This window comes from Pseudoalteromonas agarivorans, from assembly GCF_024518735.1.
GTDB classification, from domain to species: Bacteria; Pseudomonadota; Gammaproteobacteria; order Enterobacterales; family Alteromonadaceae; genus Pseudoalteromonas; species Pseudoalteromonas atlantica.
This window is the reverse complement of sequence record NZ_JANIGJ010000003.1, coordinates 232,427-255,537: the sequence shown is the minus strand read 5'-3', so window position 1 is coordinate 255,537 and position 23,111 is coordinate 232,427. Positions and strand designations below refer to the sequence as shown.

The 23,111-nt window shown below is 41.5% G+C and carries 17 protein-coding genes; 11 read left to right on the top strand and 6 right to left on the bottom strand.

Annotated features, from left to right (window positions below; all coding sequences use genetic code 11):
- Positions 1-20: 20 nt before the first annotated feature.
- The 5 genes from NQT65_RS07770 to NQT65_RS07750 all read left to right on the top strand — a co-directional run bounded on the left by NQT65_RS07770 (position 21) and on the right by NQT65_RS07750 (position 5,899).
- Positions 21-1,544, top strand: a complete 1,524-nt coding sequence (locus tag NQT65_RS07770; RefSeq protein ID WP_024032787.1) for a mannitol dehydrogenase family protein — start codon at positions 21-23, stop codon at positions 1,542-1,544.
- Between the two features lie 2 nt (positions 1,545-1,546).
- On the top strand, positions 1,547-2,464 hold the full coding sequence (locus tag NQT65_RS07765; RefSeq protein WP_256850858.1) for a carbohydrate kinase family protein: 918 nt from the start codon (positions 1,547-1,549) through the stop codon (positions 2,462-2,464).
- Between the two features lie 588 nt (positions 2,465-3,052).
- Positions 3,053-4,519 carry a carbon starvation CstA family protein gene (locus NQT65_RS07760; protein ID WP_004589533.1) on the top strand — a complete coding sequence of 489 codons (1,467 nt, stop codon included), beginning with the start codon at positions 3,053-3,055 and terminating at the stop codon, positions 4,517-4,519.
- A 91-nt stretch (positions 4,520-4,610) separates the two neighbouring features.
- A complete protein-coding gene (locus NQT65_RS07755) occupies positions 4,611-5,303 on the top strand; it encodes a cupin domain-containing protein (protein WP_256850857.1) in 693 nt (230 codons plus the stop codon).
- A 215-nt stretch (positions 5,304-5,518) separates the two neighbouring features.
- On the top strand, positions 5,519-5,899 hold the full coding sequence (locus NQT65_RS07750) for a SpoIIAA family protein (protein WP_024032784.1): 381 nt from the start codon (positions 5,519-5,521) through the stop codon (positions 5,897-5,899).
- Positions 5,900-5,967: 68 nt separating this feature from the next.
- Here NQT65_RS07750 and NQT65_RS07745 read toward each other — a convergent pair whose 3' ends face one another.
- The 3 genes from NQT65_RS07745 to NQT65_RS07735 all read right to left on the bottom strand — a co-directional run bounded on the left by NQT65_RS07745 (position 5,968) and on the right by NQT65_RS07735 (position 10,801).
- Complete coding sequence (locus NQT65_RS07745; RefSeq protein WP_256850856.1) at positions 5,968-6,915, bottom strand: carbohydrate kinase family protein; 948 nt, start codon at positions 6,913-6,915, stop codon at positions 5,968-5,970.
- Positions 6,916-7,031: 116 nt separating this feature from the next.
- Positions 7,032-9,419: a TonB-dependent receptor gene (locus NQT65_RS07740; protein ID WP_126009263.1), complete on the bottom strand. Its 2,388-nt coding sequence runs from the start codon at positions 9,417-9,419 to the stop codon at positions 7,032-7,034.
- A gap of 164 nt (positions 9,420-9,583) precedes the next feature.
- Positions 9,584-10,801: an MFS transporter gene (locus NQT65_RS07735; RefSeq protein WP_256850855.1), complete on the bottom strand. Its 1,218-nt coding sequence runs from the start codon at positions 10,799-10,801 to the stop codon at positions 9,584-9,586.
- 173 nt (positions 10,802-10,974) lie between these two features.
- Between NQT65_RS07735 and gtfA the strand changes: the two genes are divergently transcribed.
- Complete coding sequence (gene gtfA, locus NQT65_RS07730) at positions 10,975-12,447, top strand: sucrose phosphorylase (protein ID WP_256850854.1); 1,473 nt, start codon at positions 10,975-10,977, stop codon at positions 12,445-12,447.
- Positions 12,448-12,520: 73 nt separating this feature from the next.
- On the opposite strand, the gene NQT65_RS07725 is transcribed toward gtfA, so the two are convergent.
- Positions 12,521-13,552: a LacI family DNA-binding transcriptional regulator gene (locus NQT65_RS07725; protein WP_138684768.1), complete on the bottom strand. Its 1,032-nt coding sequence runs from the start codon at positions 13,550-13,552 to the stop codon at positions 12,521-12,523.
- Positions 13,553-13,631: 79 nt separating this feature from the next.
- Positions 13,632-14,528 (bottom strand): AraC family transcriptional regulator, encoded by an 897-nt coding sequence (locus NQT65_RS07720; protein ID WP_256850853.1) that lies wholly within the window; start codon positions 14,526-14,528, stop codon positions 13,632-13,634.
- Between the two features lie 163 nt (positions 14,529-14,691).
- Between NQT65_RS07720 and exaC the strand changes: the two genes are divergently transcribed.
- The 5 genes from exaC (at position 14,692) to NQT65_RS07695 (ending at position 20,110) form a co-directional block, all read left to right on the top strand.
- Positions 14,692-16,212, top strand: coding sequence for an acetaldehyde dehydrogenase ExaC (exaC, locus tag NQT65_RS07715; RefSeq protein ID WP_256850852.1), 1,521 nt, complete (start codon positions 14,692-14,694; stop codon positions 16,210-16,212).
- Between the two features lie 448 nt (positions 16,213-16,660).
- Positions 16,661-16,897: a hypothetical protein gene (locus NQT65_RS07710; protein ID WP_256850851.1), complete on the top strand. Its 237-nt coding sequence runs from the start codon at positions 16,661-16,663 to the stop codon at positions 16,895-16,897.
- 104 nt (positions 16,898-17,001) lie between these two features.
- Complete coding sequence (locus NQT65_RS07705) at positions 17,002-17,475, top strand: energy transducer TonB (protein WP_138684764.1); 474 nt, start codon at positions 17,002-17,004, stop codon at positions 17,473-17,475.
- Between the two features lie 420 nt (positions 17,476-17,895).
- Positions 17,896-18,408, top strand: coding sequence for a DUF421 domain-containing protein (locus NQT65_RS07700; protein ID WP_121638353.1), 513 nt, complete (start codon positions 17,896-17,898; stop codon positions 18,406-18,408).
- Positions 18,409-18,637: 229 nt separating this feature from the next.
- Complete coding sequence (locus tag NQT65_RS07695; protein WP_256850850.1) at positions 18,638-20,110, top strand: S41 family peptidase; 1,473 nt, start codon at positions 18,638-18,640, stop codon at positions 20,108-20,110.
- A gap of 52 nt (positions 20,111-20,162) precedes the next feature.
- On the opposite strand, the gene NQT65_RS07690 is transcribed toward NQT65_RS07695, so the two are convergent.
- A complete protein-coding gene (locus NQT65_RS07690; protein WP_054981730.1) occupies positions 20,163-23,096 on the bottom strand; it encodes a TonB-dependent receptor in 2,934 nt (977 codons plus the stop codon).
- Positions 23,097-23,111 lie beyond the last annotated feature (15 nt).

Below are 23,111 nucleotides of genomic sequence, written 5' to 3'. Positions count from 1 at the left end.
TGTTTTAGTAAGGCCGCACCATGACGCAACACCAGCACACTGACGCTCTTGTTAAAGGGCTAAACCAACAAAGCTTGGCAGATATGCCAAGCCATGTAGATACACCAAACTATGACCGTAGTAAGCTAAAAGCAGGTATAGTTCATATTGGTGTGGGCGGCTTTCACCGTGCTCACCAAGCGGTGTACATTAACGAGCTATTAAAAACGCCAGGTGCTGAACAGTGGGGTATTTGTGGTGTTGGCTTATTAGAGGGTAACCGTGGTCTGCGTGATATTTTAAAGCAACAAGACTACCTTTACACGCTAACGGTAAGACACCCAAACGGGCAAATAGATAACAAAGTTATTGGCTCTATGATTGACTTTTTGTTTGCTCCAGAGGACAAACAAGCGGTTATAAATAAGCTTGCGCACAGCGATACGCATATTGTGTCGTTAACCATTACCGAAGGCGGCTATAACTTTAACCCAGTTACGGGTGAGTTTGACTACTCAAACCCAGACATTATTAACGACATTAATAACCCGAACGACCCAATTACGGCGTTTGGTTACATTACTGCTGCGTTAAAGCTACGTAAAGAACAAGGCCTTGATGCGTTTACTGTACAGTCGTGCGATAACATTCAGCACAACGGTAATGTAACCCGTAAAATGCTACTTGCCTTTGCGGCCGAGCAAGATAAAGAACTAAGCGAGTGGATTGCCACTAACGTAACCTTCCCAAATGCAATGGTTGACCGTATTACGCCGGTATCTAAAAAGAGCGATATTGACTACGTTGTTGATGCCTACGGTGTTAGCGATGAATGGCCAATTACCTGTGAGTCGTTTACACAATGGGTAATTGAAGACTCATTTTGTTGCGGACGCCCAGATTGGGATAGCGTTGGCGCACAATTTGTAAGTGACGTAACACCTTTTGAGACCATGAAGATACGCTTATTAAATGCAGGCCATTCGGTACTGGGTTTATTAGGCTCAGTACATGGCTACGGCACAATTGACGAAACAGTATCAGATCCTTTATTTGCAAAGTACTTACGTGCGTTTATGGATAGAGAAGTAACGCCTAACCTAGAGAAATTAGAAGGCATTGACCTTGAAATCTACAAAGACACGCTAATTGAGCGCTTTGCTAATCCAAACATTAAAGACAGCTTATCGCGCATTTGTTCAGAAAGCGCAGCAAAGTTACCTAAGTTTTTAATTGCCACCATTAACGAAAATCTAGCCCATGGCCGTGATGTATCACTTGCGACCCTGGTTATTGCTGCATGGTGTTTTTACAGCGATAAAGGTGAAGATGAGCAAGGCAATAAGCTTGAAATAATCGATGCAATGCAAAGCGAGTTACATGAAGCCGCGGCTAAAACGGCGACTGATGACCTTGCATTTTTATCGCTAACTAGCTTATTTGGCGATTTAAACACGCAAAGTGCCTTTACGTCTCACTACAAAAACAATGTAGAAGCGTTATACGCACCGGCAAGCAAAATTAAAGCAATTATGAATAACGTGCTTGAGCCTAAAGGTAACTAATAATGAGCATTTTAATTGATTCTAAACAAGGTAAAGACGTAAGCGTAAGTTGCTTTGGCGAAGTACTATGGGATTGTTTTGCAAACGATAAACGCTTAGGCGGCGCGCCGCTTAACATGTGTGTGCGTATTAACTCACTGGGCATTAAAGCCGACATGATAAGCGCTGTAGGTAACGATGAACTTGGTACTGAGCTACTAGGCGAAATTAAAAGCAAAGGCGTAAGCTGCGAATACATTGGCGTTAATAACGACAAAAAAACCAGCACAGTACAAGTTACCCTAGATAAAAGCGGCTCAGCCAGCTACGAAATAGTTGCCGATACAGCGTGGGATAACATTGAGCTTACAGACTCACTTATTGAAAAAGTAAAAGCCAGTGATGTATTTGTATTTGGCAGCCTAATTGGCCGAAGCGAAGCTTCACTTGCTACATTAAACCAATTAGTTGATGTAGCTAACTTTAAAGTGTTTGACGTAAATTTACGTGCGCCACACTACACGTTAGACACATTAGTAGATTTAATGAATAAAGCCGACTTCATCAAATTAAACGATGAAGAGCTTTATGAAATTGCCAAAGCAATGGGCTGTAAGTTCCATTCACTTGAGCAAAACTTAGCGTTTATTGCACAGCAAACTAACACCGAATACTTATGTGTAACTAAAGGCAGCCACGGTGCACTACTAACCATAAAAGGCGAAAATTACTATAACTCAGGTTATTTAATTAGCGTTGTGGATACAGTAGGCGCGGGTGATTCGTTTTTAGGGTCGTTAATTTATAAGCTTTGTAGTAGCGATTGTGCACAACATGCTGTTGATTTTGCGTGTGCAGTGGGTGCTATGGTGGCCGAAAGTGCCGGTGCTACACCTACACTGACTCATGAACAAATTAACGAGTTTATGAGCCCAGCGTAACGTAAAAAATCACAGTTACACCCAATCATTGTGTGTGTAAGCGGCTTTACTTTTATAGTAAAGCCGCTTTTTTTTGTTTTAATTTTTATTAATAAAGCCGTTTAGATTAAGTGTTGAGCAAGGTGCATAAAAAGTAACTCAAATAGGGTCTGTTGACCTTTGCAGTTTGAAATTTGTTCAAACTAGGGGCGGTTTAATCGCGGCGCGAGGTTTGTAACCTAGTGGGCTAAGTAAAAACCGAGCAAAGCTTCCGCGTCCTGCTCACGCCCCTTACCTACATCCATGTAGGCAACAACGAGTAAATCGCCCCTAGGCAGAACCCGAAGGGCAGCGCCTGTTTGGCATTAATGCTGCGTTATCGCCTACTTATGGGGAATAACCACACCACATAGGCTCTGCCTTGCCTAAATACCAAACAGGCGGCTGCAAATTTAACCTTGAAAGGTCTACAGACCCTTGTGTATTAGCTATTCGTCTTATAGCGGGGGGATTAATACTTTGTTAATGTTCGTCGATTATTCATGGATTGAAAGGCGGGGCGGCAATTAGGCGCTCTATACTCCAAATACAAAAAGAGAAACGTGCTTTATGATCATCTTTTTTATCTGCATAACAATCTTAATACTGGGATATAAGTTTTATAGCCCGTTTGTTGAAAAACAAGCAGGTATGGATACAACAGTTGATACACCGCAAAAACGCTTTAGCGAAGGTGTTGACTATGTAGCCATTCACCCTGTGCGTGCATTTTTAATTCAGTTTTTAAATATTGCGGGCGTAGGCCCTATATTTGGCCCAATTTTAGGTGCGCTTTATGGACCGGTAGCACTTGTGTGGATTGTGCTTGGTAACGTATTAGGCGGTGCAGTACACGACTTCTTCTCGGGTGTGATGAGCATTAAAGAAGATGGCAAAAGCTTACCAGAAATAGCAGGGCACTATTACAACGTTGTGTTTAAAGGCTTTATGCTAATATTTACAGCCATGCTGCTATTTTTTGTGGGCGTTGTATTTATTATGAGCCCAGCAGGCTTATTAAGTAACTTAGATGTATTTGAAGGCACTTTTTTTGCTAATAATACCTTTTGGGTTTTGGCTATTTTAGCGTACTACTTTTTAGCAACGCTGCTACCTATTGATAAAATTATTACTAAGTTTTACCCGCTATTTGGCTTATTAATGATTGTAATGACTACATTAATAGCCGGTGCGTTATTACTAGATGCACCACACTTACCAGTTGCAGGCGACTTTTTAGCCTACTTTGAAGCCGACCACGCGCATGACTTTTTAGAGCCAAACCCTGATGGCCTGCCAACCTGGCCGTTACTGTTTATTACCATTACCTGTGGTGCTATTAGTGGCTTTCACTCTACCCAAGCGCCTATTATTGCCCGCTGTTTAACAAACGAAAAATACGTACGCCCAGTATATTACGGCGCAATGATGTGTGAAGGCATTGTAGGTTGTGTATGGGCACTTGCGGGTATTGCTGCATTCCCAGAAGGTTACGCTGGCTTAAAAGCATTGCTTGATCAAGGTGGCCCAGGTTTAGTGGTTAACCATGTAGCAAATAGTTACTTAGGCGTAATGGGCGGTATTATGGCCATTATTGCTGTTGCGGTGTTCCCTATTACCTCTGGCGATACGGCGTTCCGTTCACTGCGTTTAACCGTGGTTGATGCGTTTAATATTCCGCAAAGCTTACGTAATCGCTTATTACTGGCAGTGCCAATTTTAACGATTGCCTTTTTTATGACTAAATTAGATTTCTCGGTTATTTGGCGCTACTTTGCATTTTCAAACATGCTGCTTTCAACCAGTGTATTATGGCTTGCAACTAAGTACTTATTTGATAGACGTGCATTCCACTGGATCACCAGCATACCTGCCGTTATCGCAACTGGCGTAACACTTTCGTACATTATGACTGCTGCTATTGGCTTTAATTTATCGGCCGACTTAGGAAAACCAATTGGTGCCGCTGTGGTTGTTATTGGCTTAGTAGGTTTAGTGTTTGTACACTCTAAGCATAAAAAGCTAGATGTAGCGTAAAGCGATAAAAATTAAATAAGCGAGCTTAATAAGCTCGCTTTTTTTATGCATAAAATTTACTCTCACACTATGCAATTTTAAAGGTAATAAAATGAAAATAGCCGCCGATTTTACCCAGAGAGTCGTTGTTCATAGTGAGCAACTTAATTGGAACCCTTCGCCAATGGCGGGCGTTGATAGGCGCCCACTTGATAGAGTAGGCGCAGAAGTAGCCCGTGCTACAAGCATTGTACGTTATGCACCAGGGAGCGAGTTTTCGCCTCATGTGCATACAGGCGGCGAAGAATTTATAGTACTAGAAGGCGTATTTCAAGATGAGCATGGCGATTTTCCACAAGGCTCTTATATCCGTAACCCACCGCAATCAAAGCACAAACCAGGCTCTGATGAAGGCTGCATAATATTTGTAAAGCTTTGGCAATTTCAGCCACAAGATAGAACCCACGTACGCTTACAAACACAGTATATGGGCAGTGTGCAACACGCCACATTTAAAGGCCTTGCTATAACCCCACTTTATAAAGATGACTTTGAAGATGTGAGCTTATTGCATTTTGAGGCAGACGCCAACATGCAAATTAGTGCAAACGGAGGGGCTGAGTTACTCGTGCTTGAAGGCGATATAAGTGAGCGAACAGATGTATTAGTAAAACACAGTTGGTTAAGGCTGCCTATTAATAGTGAGCTTAATATAACTGCAGGTAAGCAAGGTGCAAAGGTGTGGCTTAAATTAGGGCACTTAACAGATGTAGATAAGCAAATAGAGCGCGTACAAAACGCTTAGCAAATAGCATTATTGTTTGATTTAGTTCAGTACTAATTAACTTAATACGGTGTAGTTTTATGGTTTAACTCAGTAAGTGATGGGTATTTTTGGGGTTTTTATTTTTTAAAGGGAATAATTTCACTTTATAGGCTTTAATTAACTCCAACTTTCGTTATTAAACCCATTCACACAGGCTGTAAATAACATAAGCGCACCCGATTAAGGAGAGCAGCATGGTACACACAACACATGGTTTATCTATTGGTATTGAACGCGCAGGCCGAGAATTTTTTTTAAAACTAAAAGCTGTAGGAACGCTAACCCACGAAGACTATAAAGTCATTACCCCCATGATCGACTCAGCCCTTGGCGAGGTTAAACACCCTATAGCAAACGTGCTTATTGATGCCAGCGAGCTAGAAGGTTGGGAGCTTCGCGCCGCGTGGGATGATTTAAAGCTTGGCGTAAGGCACTCAAAAGAATTTAATAAAATTGCTATTTATGGCAATCAAGAGTGGCAAGCCCGCATGGCTAAAATAGGCAATTGGTTTATTTCAGGCGAGGTGCAGTACTATGAAAACGCCACCGCCGCCATCGATTGGCTAGATGAATAATTAAATAATAAAAAACGCTCTCAAGAGCGTTTTTTATTATTTAAAGCACCTTGCACTCTACTTAAGAGTTACATTACATCAGCCAGCACTGGTAATGCCGGAAATGCTCCTTTAGCTAAACACGCTTTAGAGCCACATTGAAGGGCAAAGTGCAGGGCGTTTTTTATGCTAGTTTCATCATTTAACTTATCTGCTAGTGATAAATCACTCCCTAAGTTATTTAAATAGTATAAAACTCCCGCTATAAAGGCATCGCCCGCGCTTGTTGTATCTACTGCGTTTATTTTTGGTGCCGATTCGTTAAGTATAAATGCGCTGTGGTAAACCGTAGCAGGCTCAGGCCCGTCGGTTAAAAACACCAATTTTACTCCGGTATTTAATAGCATTTGAATGTAATCTTCGCCCGTTGTTTCGCTATGCTTTGCTAAAAAATTAAGTTCATCACGCGAAAGTTTAACTATGTCGCAATAAGCGAAGCAGGCTTTTACATTGCTTGCTATATCATGGATGTTTTCCCACAAGCTGTAGCGTAAATTTACGTCAAAACTAACGAGCTTACTATGTGTTTTAGCAAGCTCTAGCGCTTTAACCGTTGTACTAGCTATGGCTGGATCGGTTAGGGTGTTTGAGCAAAAGTGCAGGGTGCTTATGCTTTGCCAATTTATTTGCGCTAAATGCGCTTGGGTTAAAAGTACATCGGCTGTGTTATGGCGATAAAAGCCAAAACTGCGCTCGCCTGTTTCATCAAGGCTTACTATTACCATGGCGGTTTGTGAGCCAGCAATGGTAAACAAATAGTCTGTATTTACATTGTATTGAGCCAATGCATTACTTAATTGATTGGCAAAATGATCGTCTCCTTTACCACCACAAAATGCAGCATCACCGCCAAGTTTTGCATAGCCAACAGCAACATTAGCAGGTGCACCTCCAGGGATGGGTAAGTACGCTGAGTTATGAGCATCTTGAGGCAGCATATCAATTAAAAGCTCGCCTAAGCACAGGAGTTTGGTCATTTGGAATATCCTAAAAAGCCTAGCAAGGCTAGGCTAAAAACATGAAGGGTGTTATTTATTCATACTTTAAAAGGCGCTACAGCGATGACTCACTGCAGCGCAATACACACATTTAGTTAAAAAGCGTATTTTAAAGTAACCGACGTAGTGCGGCCGTTAATAGTACGGGCACGAATAATGTCGTTCTCAGGTACTGAGCCTTCTTCGGCTTCTGTAATACCTACTGTATCGAATAGATTGTTTACATTAAGCGCAAGGTTTAAGTTTTCTGATAAGTCGTAGCTTACAAACGCATTTACTTGCGTGTAGCCGTCAAACTTAAGGTCGTTGTTATCTTGTGCATAAGCATCGGTTGTACCAATAAAGCTTACACCTGCCGCGCCTTTATCGTAGCTGTAACGCGCCATTAATGAGTAAATTAAATCCGCTTGGCGACGTGGTGTGTTACCTACAACTTCAGGAGTTAGCGCATCTTTTGCAATTTCAGCATCGGTCCAAGTAAAGTTACCTCTAAAGTCCCATGCATCCATAAAGTAAGTTGATTCAACCTCAATCCCTTTTGCTTCGTATTCACGGTCGAAAAAGGTTTGCGATGTTGCTTCAAAGTTTTGCTCTTCTGTTTCTGCGTAAAAGGCTGTTGCAAATACCGAGAACGAGTCAAAGCGTTTTTTCACACCAATCTCAAATTGGTTTACTTCATCTACTGCATCTTCATCGGCTACGCTTCCGTCACTGCGTACTTTACCAAATAATAAACGGTCTGCATTTGCACGCCCACCTTTACTAATACGTGCAAACGTCGCTAGGCTTGGGTCAATTTGGTAGTTAGCACCTACAGAGTAAGACGAGTAGCTCCAGTCGTAATTAACTGGGCTTGCATTAGCTATATCAATACCTGCTACGTTTTGCTCAGGAATAGAAATAGTACCGTCGCGGTTCATATCTACTGTTGAGGTTACGGCACCTGCGTAGTTACCGCGTGCTTCACCGCTGTCGTAGCGGGCACTTGCATCAATGCTTACATCACCAAGTTTTGTTGAAAACGCAACATACGGTGCGCGAGTATCGTATTCGGTGTCGTAATCGCGCTGACAACAGTTACCCCAATAAGGCGTGCCGTATGCGTATAAACCGTTTTCTGAATACTCAGTACCATCGGCTGCGGTTACATTTAAAAGTGCCGCATTGTCGCCTTTAAGCTCCATTACGTAAGAGTTCCATAACCACGACATAGCAATATTTTGCGTAGAGGCAAAGTAACCAAAGGTTAGGCTAGTGTCATCACTAAACGATTTAGTCAGTTTAAAATCGTTAACAATAGAGCCAAAGTCGTTAAGCGTTACATCAAAAGTGTGAATACGCATGGCAAGTTCATCATTAAATGCTTCGCCTGTGTTTGCGTTACTAAGTGTTGCGCCTACACCGCCAATACTTTGTGCAATAGACGATGCGCTGCCAACCTCAGCAGGAATAAGCGAGTTAAAGTTACCGCTAATTGATGACTTACGAAAACGGTTTTCGATACGCCAATCGTTATCTAAATCAAATACAGCTTCAAAACCAACAGAGTCAACCTTTGGATTCATACCATCACGGATATCACCACTGCTAATTTGGTTTTCACCATTTAAGCGTACTGTTTTAGTAAATAACGCTGAGTGAGGTGTATCTGATTGCGCATCAAAGCCAGCAATAGAGTCACCATTTGAGTACATTGGCATAGGAAGATAGCCAACACTCTTATCGTCTAAGTGTTTGTAATAAAGGCGAACGTAACCGTTTTCAAAATCTTTAGTAAGGTTAGCTTTAATTTGGCCACCTTTATTTGATGTGTAGCCTGTTTCTCGCGGGCCTTCGCCTTGGCGTACAAAACCACCTACATGAAAACGCACGCTGTCGGTTAAATAGGTGCCGTATTCAAAGTCGGTGCGTACACTGTCGTAATCTAGGCCAACAGTAGTAGATACGCTACCCGATTCGTTTTCGCCATTTTTAGAAATAAAGTTAATTATGCCGCCAGGTGCATTACTGGCTGATGTAGAGGCTGAGCCACCACGAATAGATTCGATTGTTTGCACTGTGTTATCAAGGCGCATAAAAATATCTGCGTTACCAAAGGCAACATCACCAAACTGCATTACAGGCAGACCATCTTCTTGCAGTTGTAAAAACTTGGCGCCACCCGATGCTACAGGTAAGCCACGCACTGCAATATTTGCATTACCTTCACCGCCTGTTGATTCAGCGCGAACACCCGGGATAATTCTAAATGCTTCAGCCGTTGAGCGTGGTGTTGATACCTCAACTTGCTCAAGTGATAAACTGCTTACTGATGAACTCGATGCCATAATAGTTGTGCGGCGAGGTACACCGGTTACAACAATTGTTTCAAGCCCTTGCTTAGCTTGCACTTTGGTTTCTTGCTCGTCTTGTGCATGAACGCCTTGGCTTACTGCAAGTGCTAAGGCACTGATTAAATATAAAGGTGTGTGGTGTGTTGTCATGTTAACGCCTCATTGTGTTGTGTGAGTTTGTTATTTTTACTTAATCGATTAAGTAAAAATAACAAAGTTTTTACAATATGCAAATTATTTTTGTGTGTAATTTGCACTTTTTTTGTTTTTATATTGATTTTAAAGGTGTTTTTTATTCTGGCTTGAGCAGCCATTTATGCATTTTTAGTTAATGCTTTTGCCGCAGGGTCGCGGTAAAAGTTATAAAGCATGGCTAAAAATAAGATCACAGCAAAGCCGGTAGCTAAGTAAAAACCGTAGCGTACGTGGCCAAAGTAATCACTTATCATGCCCATAAATAAAGGCGCAAGTGCGGCCGAAAGCGCGGTAAAAAATAAAATAACACCCGCTACTGCACCATGTTGTGCAACAGGAAAGCACGATATACCTTTAGAGTTTAAAGTAGGGTAAACCATCGACATAAATAAACCCGAAAGCGGAAGTAAGCCTACCGCCCAATCAACACCGCCTACCAAAGTGCCTACATAACACAGTGCGATGCCTAAGCTTAAATAAGCCATAACCCCTTGCCAGCTAAAGTGATTTAAAAGCCATACAGCAATAAAGCGTCCAGCAGCACGTAATACAAAAAATATAGTAAGTGCGTAGGTCGCAAGCAAAGGCCACGAGCCTGTGTAATCTTTTAAAAGTGTTGGCATCCACACGTAAATAGCAACCTCAGTAGCCACATATAAGGCAATAGCCAACGAAAAACCAAGTGCATACGGGTTTTTAATCATTTTCATGGTGGTGGCAAGTGAAGCTGGCTTTTCTGTGCTTTTAACAACACTTGGGTAGTCGGCGCGCCATGCCATTAACGCTAAAATTAAACACATAACGCCGGCAATAATGTACAGATAAGTCCAGCTCACGTTTTGAGTAAGCAGTACGCCTACCAGCGCAGGGCCAACTATGGCACCAATACCAAAAAAGCCTTCTACTTTGTTCATGGTTTTAGTGTGCTCTGCGTTACTTGCAGATATATCGCCAAGTAGCGCTAGTGCGCCGGTTTTAAATAAACCAATGGCAAGCCCTATACAGCACAGCAAAATTAAAAATACCGAAAAACTGTTACTAAAGGCAAACAAAAAACAGCTGAGCGAAAAAATTAGTAAGCCTAACATTATGGTTTGTTTACGGCCTAGGCTGTCGGCTAAAAAGCCCAAAAACAAGCCAGTAAAGGCAATGAGTGCCATAGGTGCGTAATGAAAAGCACTGGCTTGGGTCATACTTAAACCAAACTCTGTGATCAGTTCAGGGATGATCATACCTACTGCATCTGAGGTCATCGCAAACATAAAAAACATCATGTAAGTGAGTATTCGTATGCGCTGCATTGGGTCGCTTTGGGTGTGTGTGTGTAAATTTGTCATGTGATTTTTCCTCGTTGTGGCTCAAGTTATAGTAATAACTCAATCACTTACTCTGGTTAGTATTACCTTTGCCACAACTTTTGTATGTAAAATATTTAAAAATTACTTGTAAAATTGTACGTGCTAGTTAAAGATATATCTTAATCGATTAAGTTTCAACTTGGTAATCACACATGATGAAGAATAAAGTTCAATTGATCACATACGCTGATCGAATCACAGGGCAAGATATAAACGCACTTACTACGCTTTTAAATGGCCAACTTAAGGGCGTTTTTGGTGGTGTACACCTTTTGCCGTTTTATAATCCGATTGATGGCAGCGATGCAGGCTTTGACCCGATTGATCACAGCGAAGTAGATTCTCGCATTGGTACATGGGCTGATATTCAAGCACTGGGTGAAAACCATGATCTAATGGCCGATTTAATCGTTAACCATGTATCGGCGCAGTCTTATCAGTTTCAAGATGTGCTAGCTAAAGGTAAGCAATCAGAATTTTGGGATTTGTTTTTAACAAAAGAAGACGTTTTTCCAAATGGAATGAGCGAGCAAGAGCAGCAAGCCATTTATCGCCCGCGCCCCGGTAGCTGTTTTACGCCAATGCAGTGTGGCGATGGTCAAACGTATGACTTTTGGACCACGTTTACCGATAACCAAATTGATATAAACGTAAAAGTTGAAGCGGGTATAGCGTATTTAAATAACGTATTAACTAAGTTCTCTGAAAATAACGTAAATATTATTCGTTTAGATGCAGCGGGTTACGCAATTAAACAAGCCGGTACTAACTGTTTTATGCTAGACGAAACCTTTGGCTACCTAGATAACCTATCAAAGCAAGCAAACGAGCTTGGCATGGAAACCATTGCTGAAATTCATAGCCACTACCAAACACAAGTAGAAGTAGCAAAGCGTGTAAACATGGTTTACGACTTTGCATTACCGCCGCTTATTTTACATAGCTTATTTAATAACGATGTAGATGCACTGCTTAAATGGTTACAAATTTCACCACGCAACTGTTTAACGGTACTTGATACGCACGACGGCATAGGCATTATTGATGCAGGCCCAATGGGCGACAAGCCAGGGCTATTAAATGCACAGCAAATAGATACCCTTGTAGAAACCATGCATGTCAACAGCAATAACCAAAGCCGCCAAGCTACAGGTGCTGCTGCCAGTAATGTTGATTTATACCAAGTAAATTGCACGTATTACAATGCATTAGGTGCTAACGATTTAGATTATTTGATTTCGCGTGCCATACAGTTTTTTGCCCCCGGTGTGCCGCAAGTGTACTACGGCGGTTTATTTGCCTGCGAAAACGATATGGATTTACTTGCGCGTACCAATGTGGGCCGTGATATTAACCGCCCGTATTTAAATACTGAAACAATTGAGCACGCACTCAATAAACCTGTAGTAAAAGGTTTAATAGAGCTCATTAAATTACGTAATGAACACCCCGCTTTTGCAGGAGAGTTTAGTGCTCACGGCACCCAGGGAATATGTTGTTTAACATGGCAACTAGAAGATAAGTCTATTGCATTAAGTGTTAATTTTAAAACGCGAGACGCGCTTATTACTCAAGTAAATGGTGATGAAGAAACAACGATAAGTTTAAACGCATTGCTAGCCTAACATGCTATTAAAACATAAAAGCCAAGCTCTTGAGCTTGGCTTTTGTTTACCCAGCCCTTTTTAACATAACCTATTAACCACTTGCGCCAATATCTAGCTCGTAACTTACATCACATATTTTTTCTTCTTTTGATATAAAGAGCTCGGCGGCCATTACGCCTTTTTCTTGGCTGTTTTGATGAATAGTGGTTAGGCGCGGCACAAAACGAGCGGCTTCGTCTATTCCATCAAAGCCGACAATACGCAGTTCTTCATCTATTTTTATGCCTTGTTTTATCGCTTCTCGCATGGTGGCAAGGGCAATTAAATCACTCATACAAATTATAACGTTAGGGCGAGGGGAGGCACTTAACACCTCTTTAGCGGCAATGTTAGCAAAACGCTCGCTGCTCTCAGGTATATTCCAAATGCGGTCATCAGCTACGGTTATATTTGCCTCACTTAAAGCACGTTGATAACCCCGTAAACGTTGGTGCGAAATAGATTGCCCTGTTTCAAATTCGTGGTGCTCATATACGCGGCACAATACGTTTTCATCAAGTAATCTTAAGCCTAAAATAGCGACTTTATCACTTGGATTTTTTAAAACATGCTTGGCTATTTCGTAACTTGCTTGCTCGTTATTAATATTTACAGAGGCATTGCGGGCTATATCAAAATCAATAGTTACCACATGTTTAGAGACCGTTTTTAGCTGCTCTACTAATGCGTTATTACGAGGGCGGCCATAACAAATAAAGCCATCAACAAAGTCGACCACACTGTTAAGGTTATCGCTATTACCAGAAAACAATAAAACATTAATGCCGTTTTTTTCAAGCACCGAGGTTACACCCCGCATAAAGCTACTGGCCACAGGGTCCGACACCATATATTCCACGCTATCGGGCAGCACTAACGCCACAATATTAAACGTACCACTGCGAAGCGATTGCGCGGCTTTATTGGGCCCGTAATAGCCCAAGGTTTTACACGCTGCAAGAATATCGTCTCGGCGTTTAGCCGATAGCTGATCAGGGCGATTAAACGCATTAGAGACTGTTGCGTTAGATACACCTAACTCTTTGGCAATACTTTTTAGTGTCCAGCGGGTTTGCTTACTCATACCAATTCTTTACTCAATACTCATGTTAATAAACTAACATATTCAGGGCGTTAGCAAAGTAAAAAATAAGGTTTTAGCCTTAATGCCGGCACTCTTTAGGCGCAATGCCAAAGGTTTGTTTAAATACACGACTAAAGTGGCTCGCGCTATTAAACCCAACATCAAAGCACACTTGGCTAATTGCATGGCCTTGTAGTAATTGATTGCGGGCTTTTTTAAGCCTTAATTGTTGCTGCCAAAGGGCTGGGGTAGTACCAAATGCCAGTTTAAACTGCTGATAAAATTTACTGCGGCTCATGCAGGCTATTTTGCACAAGGTATTTATATCGAGCGTTTCGTTTAAGTGCTCTTCCATATAAAGCAGTGCATCGCTTATTTTTGTTTTAAGGCGTGGTTTATCGCTATTAGCGAGTAATAAGTCGCGACTTTGTTGTTGTAGCAACCGGGTGATCAATTCGTTTAATGACAAGTCAATTAAGTAATGTCGCTGTGCGCCTTGTTCGCTAAATAAATGCACCATGCGCTCTAATAATTGCTGTGTTTGGCTATTATGTTGGCTGTGTACCAATTGTGGAACATACTCGAATAAGCCGCCATCGTGTGCAAAGCTTTGCTGCATGTTAAGCGCATTCGCCACAGCGTTTATTTTATCTTTGCTTATTTCAATTGCTAAACATGTGGTTGGGGCGTGCATTGATGCCTGTGGAAAATCAATTAATACACCTTGCTCTGGCGCTAATACAAACGACTCGTGGGGTAAAAATGCTTTATGGTATTGGCTACTTTCTACGTGCATTACTTTTTTACCGCTGAGCATGGCACAAAACAGTAACTCCTTTGAATGCAGTGCCACCTTTTGTGCGCGTTGGTACGTGTCGTAAATGTTCAACTCGCTGTTATCTGCTGCAAATGTCACTTTATTTTCTATTAAAACATCAAGTTGTTGGCGTTTTTTGTTTAACGGAGATGTGTGCATATCAATCCTTTTGGCTTTTATTAGTGTGGACTCACAGACAACTTTTGTGGACAGCTAATCAAGTTTTTAGGTGCTCGTTAGGCTAATGTCAAACTAAATATAAAGCATTTTGTTTTATATAAATGTTCGACCTTTAGCTAACAACAATAAAGAGAGCACACACATGATATATGCAAATCCAGGTAGCGACGGCGCACTCGTAAACTTTAAACAACAATACGGTAATTACATTGGCGGAGAGTGGGTAAAACCTGTAAACGGCCAATATTTTGATAATATAAGCCCAGTAAACGGTAAGGTATTTTGCCAAATACCTCGCTCCGACAAAGACGATATAAACCTAGCACTCGACAAAGCGCATGCAGTGCGAGAGCAGTGGGGCACAACCTCGGTGACCGAGCGCAGTAATATACTGTTAAAAATAGCCGACCGAATTGAGCAAAACCTAGAGCTACTAGCCGTTGCCGAAACATGGGATAACGGTAAAGCCATTCGCGAAACACTCGCGGCTGATATTCCGCTCGCGGCCGATCATTTTCGCTACTTTGCAGGGTGCCTGCGCTCGCAAGATGGCAGTATTGGCGAAATTGACGAAACCACGGTGGCGTATCATTTTCACGAACCGTTAGGTGTGGTGGGGCAGATTATCCCGTGGAACTTCCCTATTTTAATGGCTGCATGGAAACTTGCCCCAGCTCTTGCTGCAGGTAACTGTGTGGTACTAAAACCAGCTGAGCAAACACCGGCCTCTATTTTAGTTTTAATGGACATTATTGGTGACTTACTGCCTGCAGGCGTGCTCAATATTGTAAATGGGTTTGGTAAAGAAGCAGGCGAAGCACTGGCCACAAGCAAACGCATTGCTAAAATTGCATTTACAGGCTCTACACCTGTCGGCTCACATATTTTAAAATGTGCTGCTGAAAACATTATTCCCTCAACGGTAGAACTTGGCGGTAAATCGCCCAATATATTTTTTAGTGATGTAATGGAAAAAGACGACGCGTTTTTATCAAAAGCCATAGAAGGCGCCGTACTTGCTTACTTTAACCAGGGCGAAGTATGTACCTGTCCATCAAGATTGTTTATTCAAGAAGATATATACGAGCAATTTATTGAGCGCATACTCGAACGTACCCAACAAATTAAACGTGGCAATCCACTCGACAGCGAAACCATGGTGGGCGCTCAAGCTTCAAAAGCACAGTTTGATAAAATACTTAGTTACATAGACATAGGTAAAAAAGAAGGCGCTGAAGTACTCACCGGCGGAAACGTAGAGCAGCTAAATGACGATTTAAATGGTGGTTATTACATACAACCTACACTGCTTAAAGGTACCAACGACATGCGTGTGTTCCAAGAAGAAATTTTTGGCCCTGTTATTTCTATGTCGACCTTTAAAGATGAAGCCGAAGCACTCGAACTTGCCAACAGCTCAGAATTTGGCTTAGGCGCAGGGGTGTGGAGCCGAAACATGAACCGTGCTTATACCATGGGGCGTAAAATTGAAGCTGGCCGGGTGTGGACCAACTGTTACCACATGTACCCAGCACATGCTGCATTTGGTGGGTATAAAAAATCAGGAATAGGGCGCGAAACGCACAAACTAGCACTCGATCACTACCAACAAACTAAAAATTTATTAGTGAGCTATAGCGAAGATCCGCTCGGTTTTTTTTAATAAAACAGTTCAAACTTAAACACAACAACCATTAAGTAATGAGGGCGCTGCATATTTGCAGCGCTTTTTATTCACAGTGCTAACAACACTATTTTAAGCGTGTTGTAATATATAAGTACAATACCAGCCGCGTTTAAAGCGTTAAAACCTAAGCGCGTTAAATAGGCCATTACGTGCGTTAAAAACGATTTTACGATATTAACTTTTTATAAAAGCTGCTCTAAAAATGTGCAGTGATTTATGCATTGTCGGATATTACTGATCTCCCCCATTTGGGTGCATTACAGCATTTACGGAGATTTCTTTGTAGTTAACTAGTTGTTTACAGGTGGTTATTTGCTGGCTAAGATAAGTGCATTGTAATATAGGGACATTTGTCGGTTTATAAAACGACAAATGTCGTAGACAAAGTTGTTAGTTGTACTTAATAAACTCAAAGGAATTACCCTTGGAATATGTTAGAAAAGTTTGGTTTTGGTTTACTTTAATTGTTTGTCCTATTTTAATTCTTTGGGCTTTCTATACCATTGGAAAGTTAGTAGGCCATGCAGTGGTTTCACAATCTAGTATGCCTGCTATTAATAGCACTCATTTGGTACCAATTTGTGGTGGCATTTGTGCTTTGTCTGTTCTCTTAAATACTTTACGTAAAGCAAAAGTACGCTTTGCACGAGCAAACAACTAACAAGTTTATTAAACATCATTACGGCCAAAAAACGGCCTCCACTGGACGCGCAAAAAACGCGCGCCGTTTATAAAAAGCGTTATAAATAAAAGGAAGTTTCGGTTATGAAAAAGAATATTGGCATTCTAATCACTACTCTTATTATTGGTGGATGTGCATCAACGGAAGTAGATAAAGAGTATTCGCACTTATCAGTTACTCACAACGAAATACAATCTTCAAAATGGAGTCAATTAAATCGGTTTCCAGCTAGGTATCCCAAACAGGCTGTAATGAAGTCTATTGAAGGTTGCGCCACCATTGAGTATGTAATCACACCACAAAATGAAGTAAAAGACATAACTGTTATAGCTTCGACAAATAAGCACTTTTCTAAAGCGGCTGAAGATGTAATTAAAAACTGGAAGTGGTCAGAATTACCAAAAAATATCATTACTCATCCAGTTAAAACGCAAACTCGGTTTGATTTCTGTTTTGATAAACCAAATCAACCTTGTTCAACCATAACACCAAAATATTCATGTCCAAGCAAAGATATAATATACTCTACAGGCAAGCGTATAAAGGTAAGTGGTTAATCTATTTATAGCAACATGCCCTTAGGTGGACGACTAGTAAAGCTTAGCTATTAATTTAAAGTGGCAGCTTAATTTGTGTTGGTTATTTCGCAGTCCACACCAAGAATTAAACTAGACACCGTATTAAACTAGACACCCACCTTAAACTTCCCTCTTTAAAAAGCCTAGATTCTAATAGGCTAAATAAAGTGGGTCCCATCATAATTTGTTAGGCCCCATTATAATTTGGTGCCCTGACATAAATTAAAAATTATTCGTAAAAGTGACCCATTAATAAAAGATAAATTCTGAACCTGTATGGCAGATTTAGTTGCACAGTGTTGTTTGTTTTATTAAGGTGACTGCCTAGTTTGTGTGATTCAGGTGGCTGTTTAGTTTATATGATTATTAGTATATTCAGCACCTTAAGTAGAGGGAAATATGTTTTTTGAATCGTGGAGTGAAATAGCGCGCATTGTTACCACAACCTTGATTATTTATCCCTTTTTAATCCTAGCGACGCATTTATTAGGTAAACGCTCATTTGCTAAAATGAACAACTTTGACTGGATAATCACCGTTGCGGCAGGCTCCATCTTAGGTTCTGCTATCTTATTGAAAGACGTGGTTATAGTTGAGGTTTTAGTCGCGGTAAGCTTGCTCCTATTTTTACAATATTTACTCACTTGGATCAGCGCCCATTTTTCGACGTTCGACAAAGTAGTCAAAACTTCTCCACAATTAGTCTTTTTCGACGGTGAATATATAGAGGCTGCTATGAAAGACACTCGACTCACCAGCACGGAAGTGGAAGCGAGTGTTCGAAAAGCCGGTTTTGGTGATTTAAGCACAGTTATGGCGGTGGTTTTCGAGGCGGATGGTGAATTAAGTATTGTGCCGAAAAGTGAAAACTATGATCAACTGATTATGAAGTTACGAAATCCCCGAGATTAATTGGACAATTTTTAGCGGCCGAAGATTACCTTCAAGAGCCAAAACTAATTGGCATGGCTTTTTTACTGTATCAGACACATTGCTCACCTACTAAAGAAGGTTGGACGATTCTTAAATTTTTAACTTAGGTGGCAGGTATGTATTTACTTATGTCCCTTAAATCGCTTTTTTAGTATGGTTAATGAACAATAACGTACCAGTAAATTATTTTTAGATTAAATGGATTTTCATGACTATAAAAACAAAAATAACCAATTATGTATTGCTCCCAATTTTACTACTACCAGCAGTTGCAAATGCCGCACAAGAGCCGATTATACCTACCACACCTGAGCAGTGGCGCAGTATAACAGAGCGCGATATTGAGGCAGCATATAGCATTACCGCACATAATCATCCCGGTATGTTTGATGTTAATAATCCAACGTTCCCTGACTTATTAAAAAAAGCAAAAGCAGAAGCACTTACATTGTCGGCTCAAGCGAGTGGGCCGCAGGTTCATACAGCGGTAATTTCTCGTTTTAGCACTATTTTACTAGATGGCCACGCGGGGGCGTTTTCAAGCGTAGATAGACCCGCGCGCCGCTGGCCGGGCTTTAGAACTGTGTGGCGAGGTGATGCGCTAAAAGTGTATTACAGTGAAAACAAAAGTATTAGCAAAGGCGACGTTGTAAGCCAATGTGATGGGCAAAGCACCGAGACCTTAATACGTGAGAGAGTGTTTAAGTTTCATGGGCAAGTTGCACAACCTGGCCATTGGTGGCAGCAAGGTTGGCGGTTACTCATTGACGAGGGCAATCCATTTTTAACTCCTTTAAAAGAATGCGAATTTGTTAAAGCCAATGGCGATACCTATACACACGTATTAAATTGGTCTGTAAGGCCTAAGTCAGCCAGTAAGCATTTAGAAAATGCCTACAACGGTGATGAACTCCCCATTGATTTAACCTGGCCTGAAAAAAATATTGCGTGGATTGCTATGCCTAGCTTTTCATCAACCGAAAAGCAAACTGCTGCCTACAATAAAGTGTATGAAAAAATACAACAGCAGCGTAGCAAGTTACTTACTGCAAAAGCCGTGGTGTTAGATTTGCGCCATAACCAAGGTGGCTCATCTTATTGGAGCTCACAAATAGCCAAAGAACTATGGGGCAAAAAAATAGTAGAACAAAAAGTAAATAATACATCTCAAAATACGCAAGTGTGGTGGAGAGCATCAAAGGATAATACCGACCATGTAGTGTCTTTATTAGAGGTTGTAAAAAATCAGCCTGAATTATTGAAAATATTTAAAATCACAGCTGCGGGTATGGCTTTATCACTTAAAAGTGGCTCTACATTTTATGTAGAGCAAGAAACTAATATGCCAATTAACATACCACAAAAGCCTTTAACTAGTGACTTTAAAACCAAGGTGTTTGTTATTGTTCCGCCGCAGTGCGCCAGTGCTTGTTTAGATGCGCTTGATAAGTTTAAGCTTTTTGAAAATACAACGTTATTTGGTGCGCCAAGTAGTGCTGATTCTATGTATATGGAAGTACGCTTAGCTGATTTACCTTCAGGGTTGGGGAAAGTGATTGTACCTAACAAAGTATACGTAAACAGAGCGCGAGGAGCAGGGGCTTACTACAAGCCAGATATTGCGTATAACGGCATTGATTGGACAACTAATGTATTGCTTGAGCAAATAAAAACGTTATAAAAAAAGCCGCTTGTTAAAACAAGCGGCTTAACTATTCTAACTAGGGAATAGTTTAAAACGTGTAACGGGCACCAATTGAGTAGCGTGGGCCGTACTGATTAGCAAATAAAAATTGCTCTTCGTAACGGCCGTAGCCTTCTTCGGTGGCATTGTTTAAGTTTATGCCATCAAAAAATACGGTTACGTTTTCGTTTACATCGTAGTTAACGCTCATATCCCATTGGCCGTAAGCTTTAGCATATTGCGGTGGCGCATCGGCTGAGCCTTGTGCTTGGCCTACACCAATTAAGTACGAGTCGCGCCATGCGTAAGTAATTTTGATTGATAGGCCGTCTTTTTCGTAAAAGCCTTGAAAGTTTGCAGAGTCACTTAAACCTGTAAGCGGAGCTTGTTGGTCTAGGCTTTCGCTATCAAATTCTACATCGCCATCTACAAACGTGGCGTTAACACCTACACCAAAACCAGTTTCGCCAATTAAGTGCTGAACAGCCACTTCAAAACCATCTACCGATTTGCTGTCGGTGTTTTGTGGTTGGCTTATGTTCCATACCATAAGTGGGTCATCGCTATTTGGCTCAATGACGCCATTCGCATTGCCATAACCATTGCTAATCATTTGCGCAAAAATAGCATCGGTGGTTGCTTGTTCGCCGCGCGATTCAATATCGCTAACTGCTTGTAAGTAACGTGGGCCGTTTAAAATGTCGTATAGGCCTTCAATCGTGGTTTGCGTAATGGTGGTTTGAATAAAGTTATCTACGTCTTTTTTAAAGTAACCAACAGAGGCGTAGCTGCCTTCAGCGTAGTAATACTCTAATGATAAGTCGAGATTGGTTGATTCAAACGGCAATAAATTTGTATTACCTTGGCTACCCGTGCGCGAGCCAGGTTTTGGGCTGCCTGTTAAGCTACGGCCACCGGCTAAATCACCCAGTGGTGCACGCGACATAGTTTTACCCCATGAAACACGGGCTACAACGTCTTCGGTTAAATCAACACTTACATCGATTGACGGTAATAATATGTCGTAATCGCCTTGCTGCTCTAAGAAGTTATCATCGCCGCCGGCTGCATATTGCATTATCCACTCTGAGGCGCTTATCCAGTTTACTTGTTCTTCAACACGTTGGCGTACTGTGCTGGTTACATCTGTTTGCTCGTAGCGCAGGCCTGCGTTTACTTTTACGTAGTAATCGCTTACATCAAACTCCCAGCTTGATTGAATATAAAAGCTGTTTGTAATTTCTTCTACGTAGCTTTCGCTATCAATACCATCCATGTAAGCATTGGCTGCGTATGCATCGCCACCGGTTACATCAGAGGTTAGGTAAGCCATTTGGCGAGCAACTGCTTCGTCAAAATCGTAGGTGTAGTAGTAACCTGGTTGTAAGTTGCTGCCGCCACCATCAAATTGATCTAAAAGGCCCGACGTATCGTGGCGAGTAAACATGCTATCTGGGAATATTTCTGTGTACGATGGGTTAAAACCAGGGCCACCTACTAAACCACTCCATGCAGTGTAACCACCGGTGTTTTGCTCAGTGCGCGATGCACCAAATTTTACTTTAACTAGGCCAATATCAAAGTTTTCGTTATACCAAGTGGTATGTAATTGTAATTGCTCAATGTTTGATTCACCTGGCGAGTGCGTAAATTGGCTAAAGTTAGAGTCAATTTCGCCTGGCGTTAATTCGCTTGTGCCGTTTAACCAGTTAACTTGAGCACTTGGAATTTCGCCTGTGCGGTAATCGTAAATTTTGTTTGCTAGCTGATCAGAGCCTAAAATCACTTGGCCAGTACTGCCTAGCCCATCATCGGCGCCGTTATCGGTTTCATTTTTAGAGTCATGGTAATCAAGTTCAACGTGCCACGTGTCGTTAATTTCCCACTCTAGGTTTAAACCAATAGAGCGTGCTTTTACTTCTGTGGTGCCTTTGTTGGCTGTAAACGAGGCATCGTTACCGCTAATATCGGCATAAACAGCGGTGCCGTTTTCATCAAGCTCGTAGCCATTAATATTGCTACCAAAGTCGTTCCAAATACCCCAACCAATACTTTCAGAGCCCGTAACCGCTTTACTTGCTGTGTAATCTAAAGTGGCAACAAAGCCATCAACTGGTTCAAATTGAAAAGTAACTTGGCCGTTAGTACGTTCACGCTCTACATCTTCAATAGAGTAGTTCATGTCTTTAGGGAAGTAGTAGTTACCTGATGGGTCAGTACGGTTATCAACAACGTTACTGCTATCTAATTCAGGTAAATCAACATTGGCTTGCCAACCTTGAATATTGGCGCGTTGTTTTTGAAAGTCGCGTTCTTGGTGCGAAAACGAAAAACCAAAACCAAATCTGTCATCTGCAAATGTGTTGCTATAAACAGCTGAAAGCTCGGGCGTTACATCATCACCGGCTTCGTTTGATGAGTCGTGATTTGCTTTAACCGTGGCTGAAAAATTTTGACCTGGCTTTTGAAAAGGGCGCGCAGTAGAAATATTAACTGTTGCACCTAAACCACCGCTTGGTACATCGGCGCGCGCTGTTTTAAATACTTCTAGCGCACTTACGCCCTCTGAGGCAATGTTTTCAAGGTTGTACGAACGCGTATAACCTGTGCCTGGCATTTGGCGGCCGTTTAACGTAATTAAATTAAACTCTGGGCCAAAACCACGTACGGTAATTTGGCTACCTTCACCGTTTGCTCGGCTCACCGATACACCGGTAATGCGTTGTAATGATTCTGCTAAATTGGTATCTGGAAATTTCCCCATTTCTTCTGCTGAAATGGCATCTACCACGCCCGATGAATCACGTTTCATATCCATAGAACGAATAAGTGAACCACGAATACCTTTTACTTCAATAACTTCTACATCAGGAGATGCTGCAGTGTCTGCCTCGGCAGCAATGGCCGTATTTAACGTGCTTGCAGCAATGATAAGAGACACAGAAGCCGCAAGTTGGCTCTTTTTAAAATTGAATGTGTTCATAATAGCTCTGCTTTA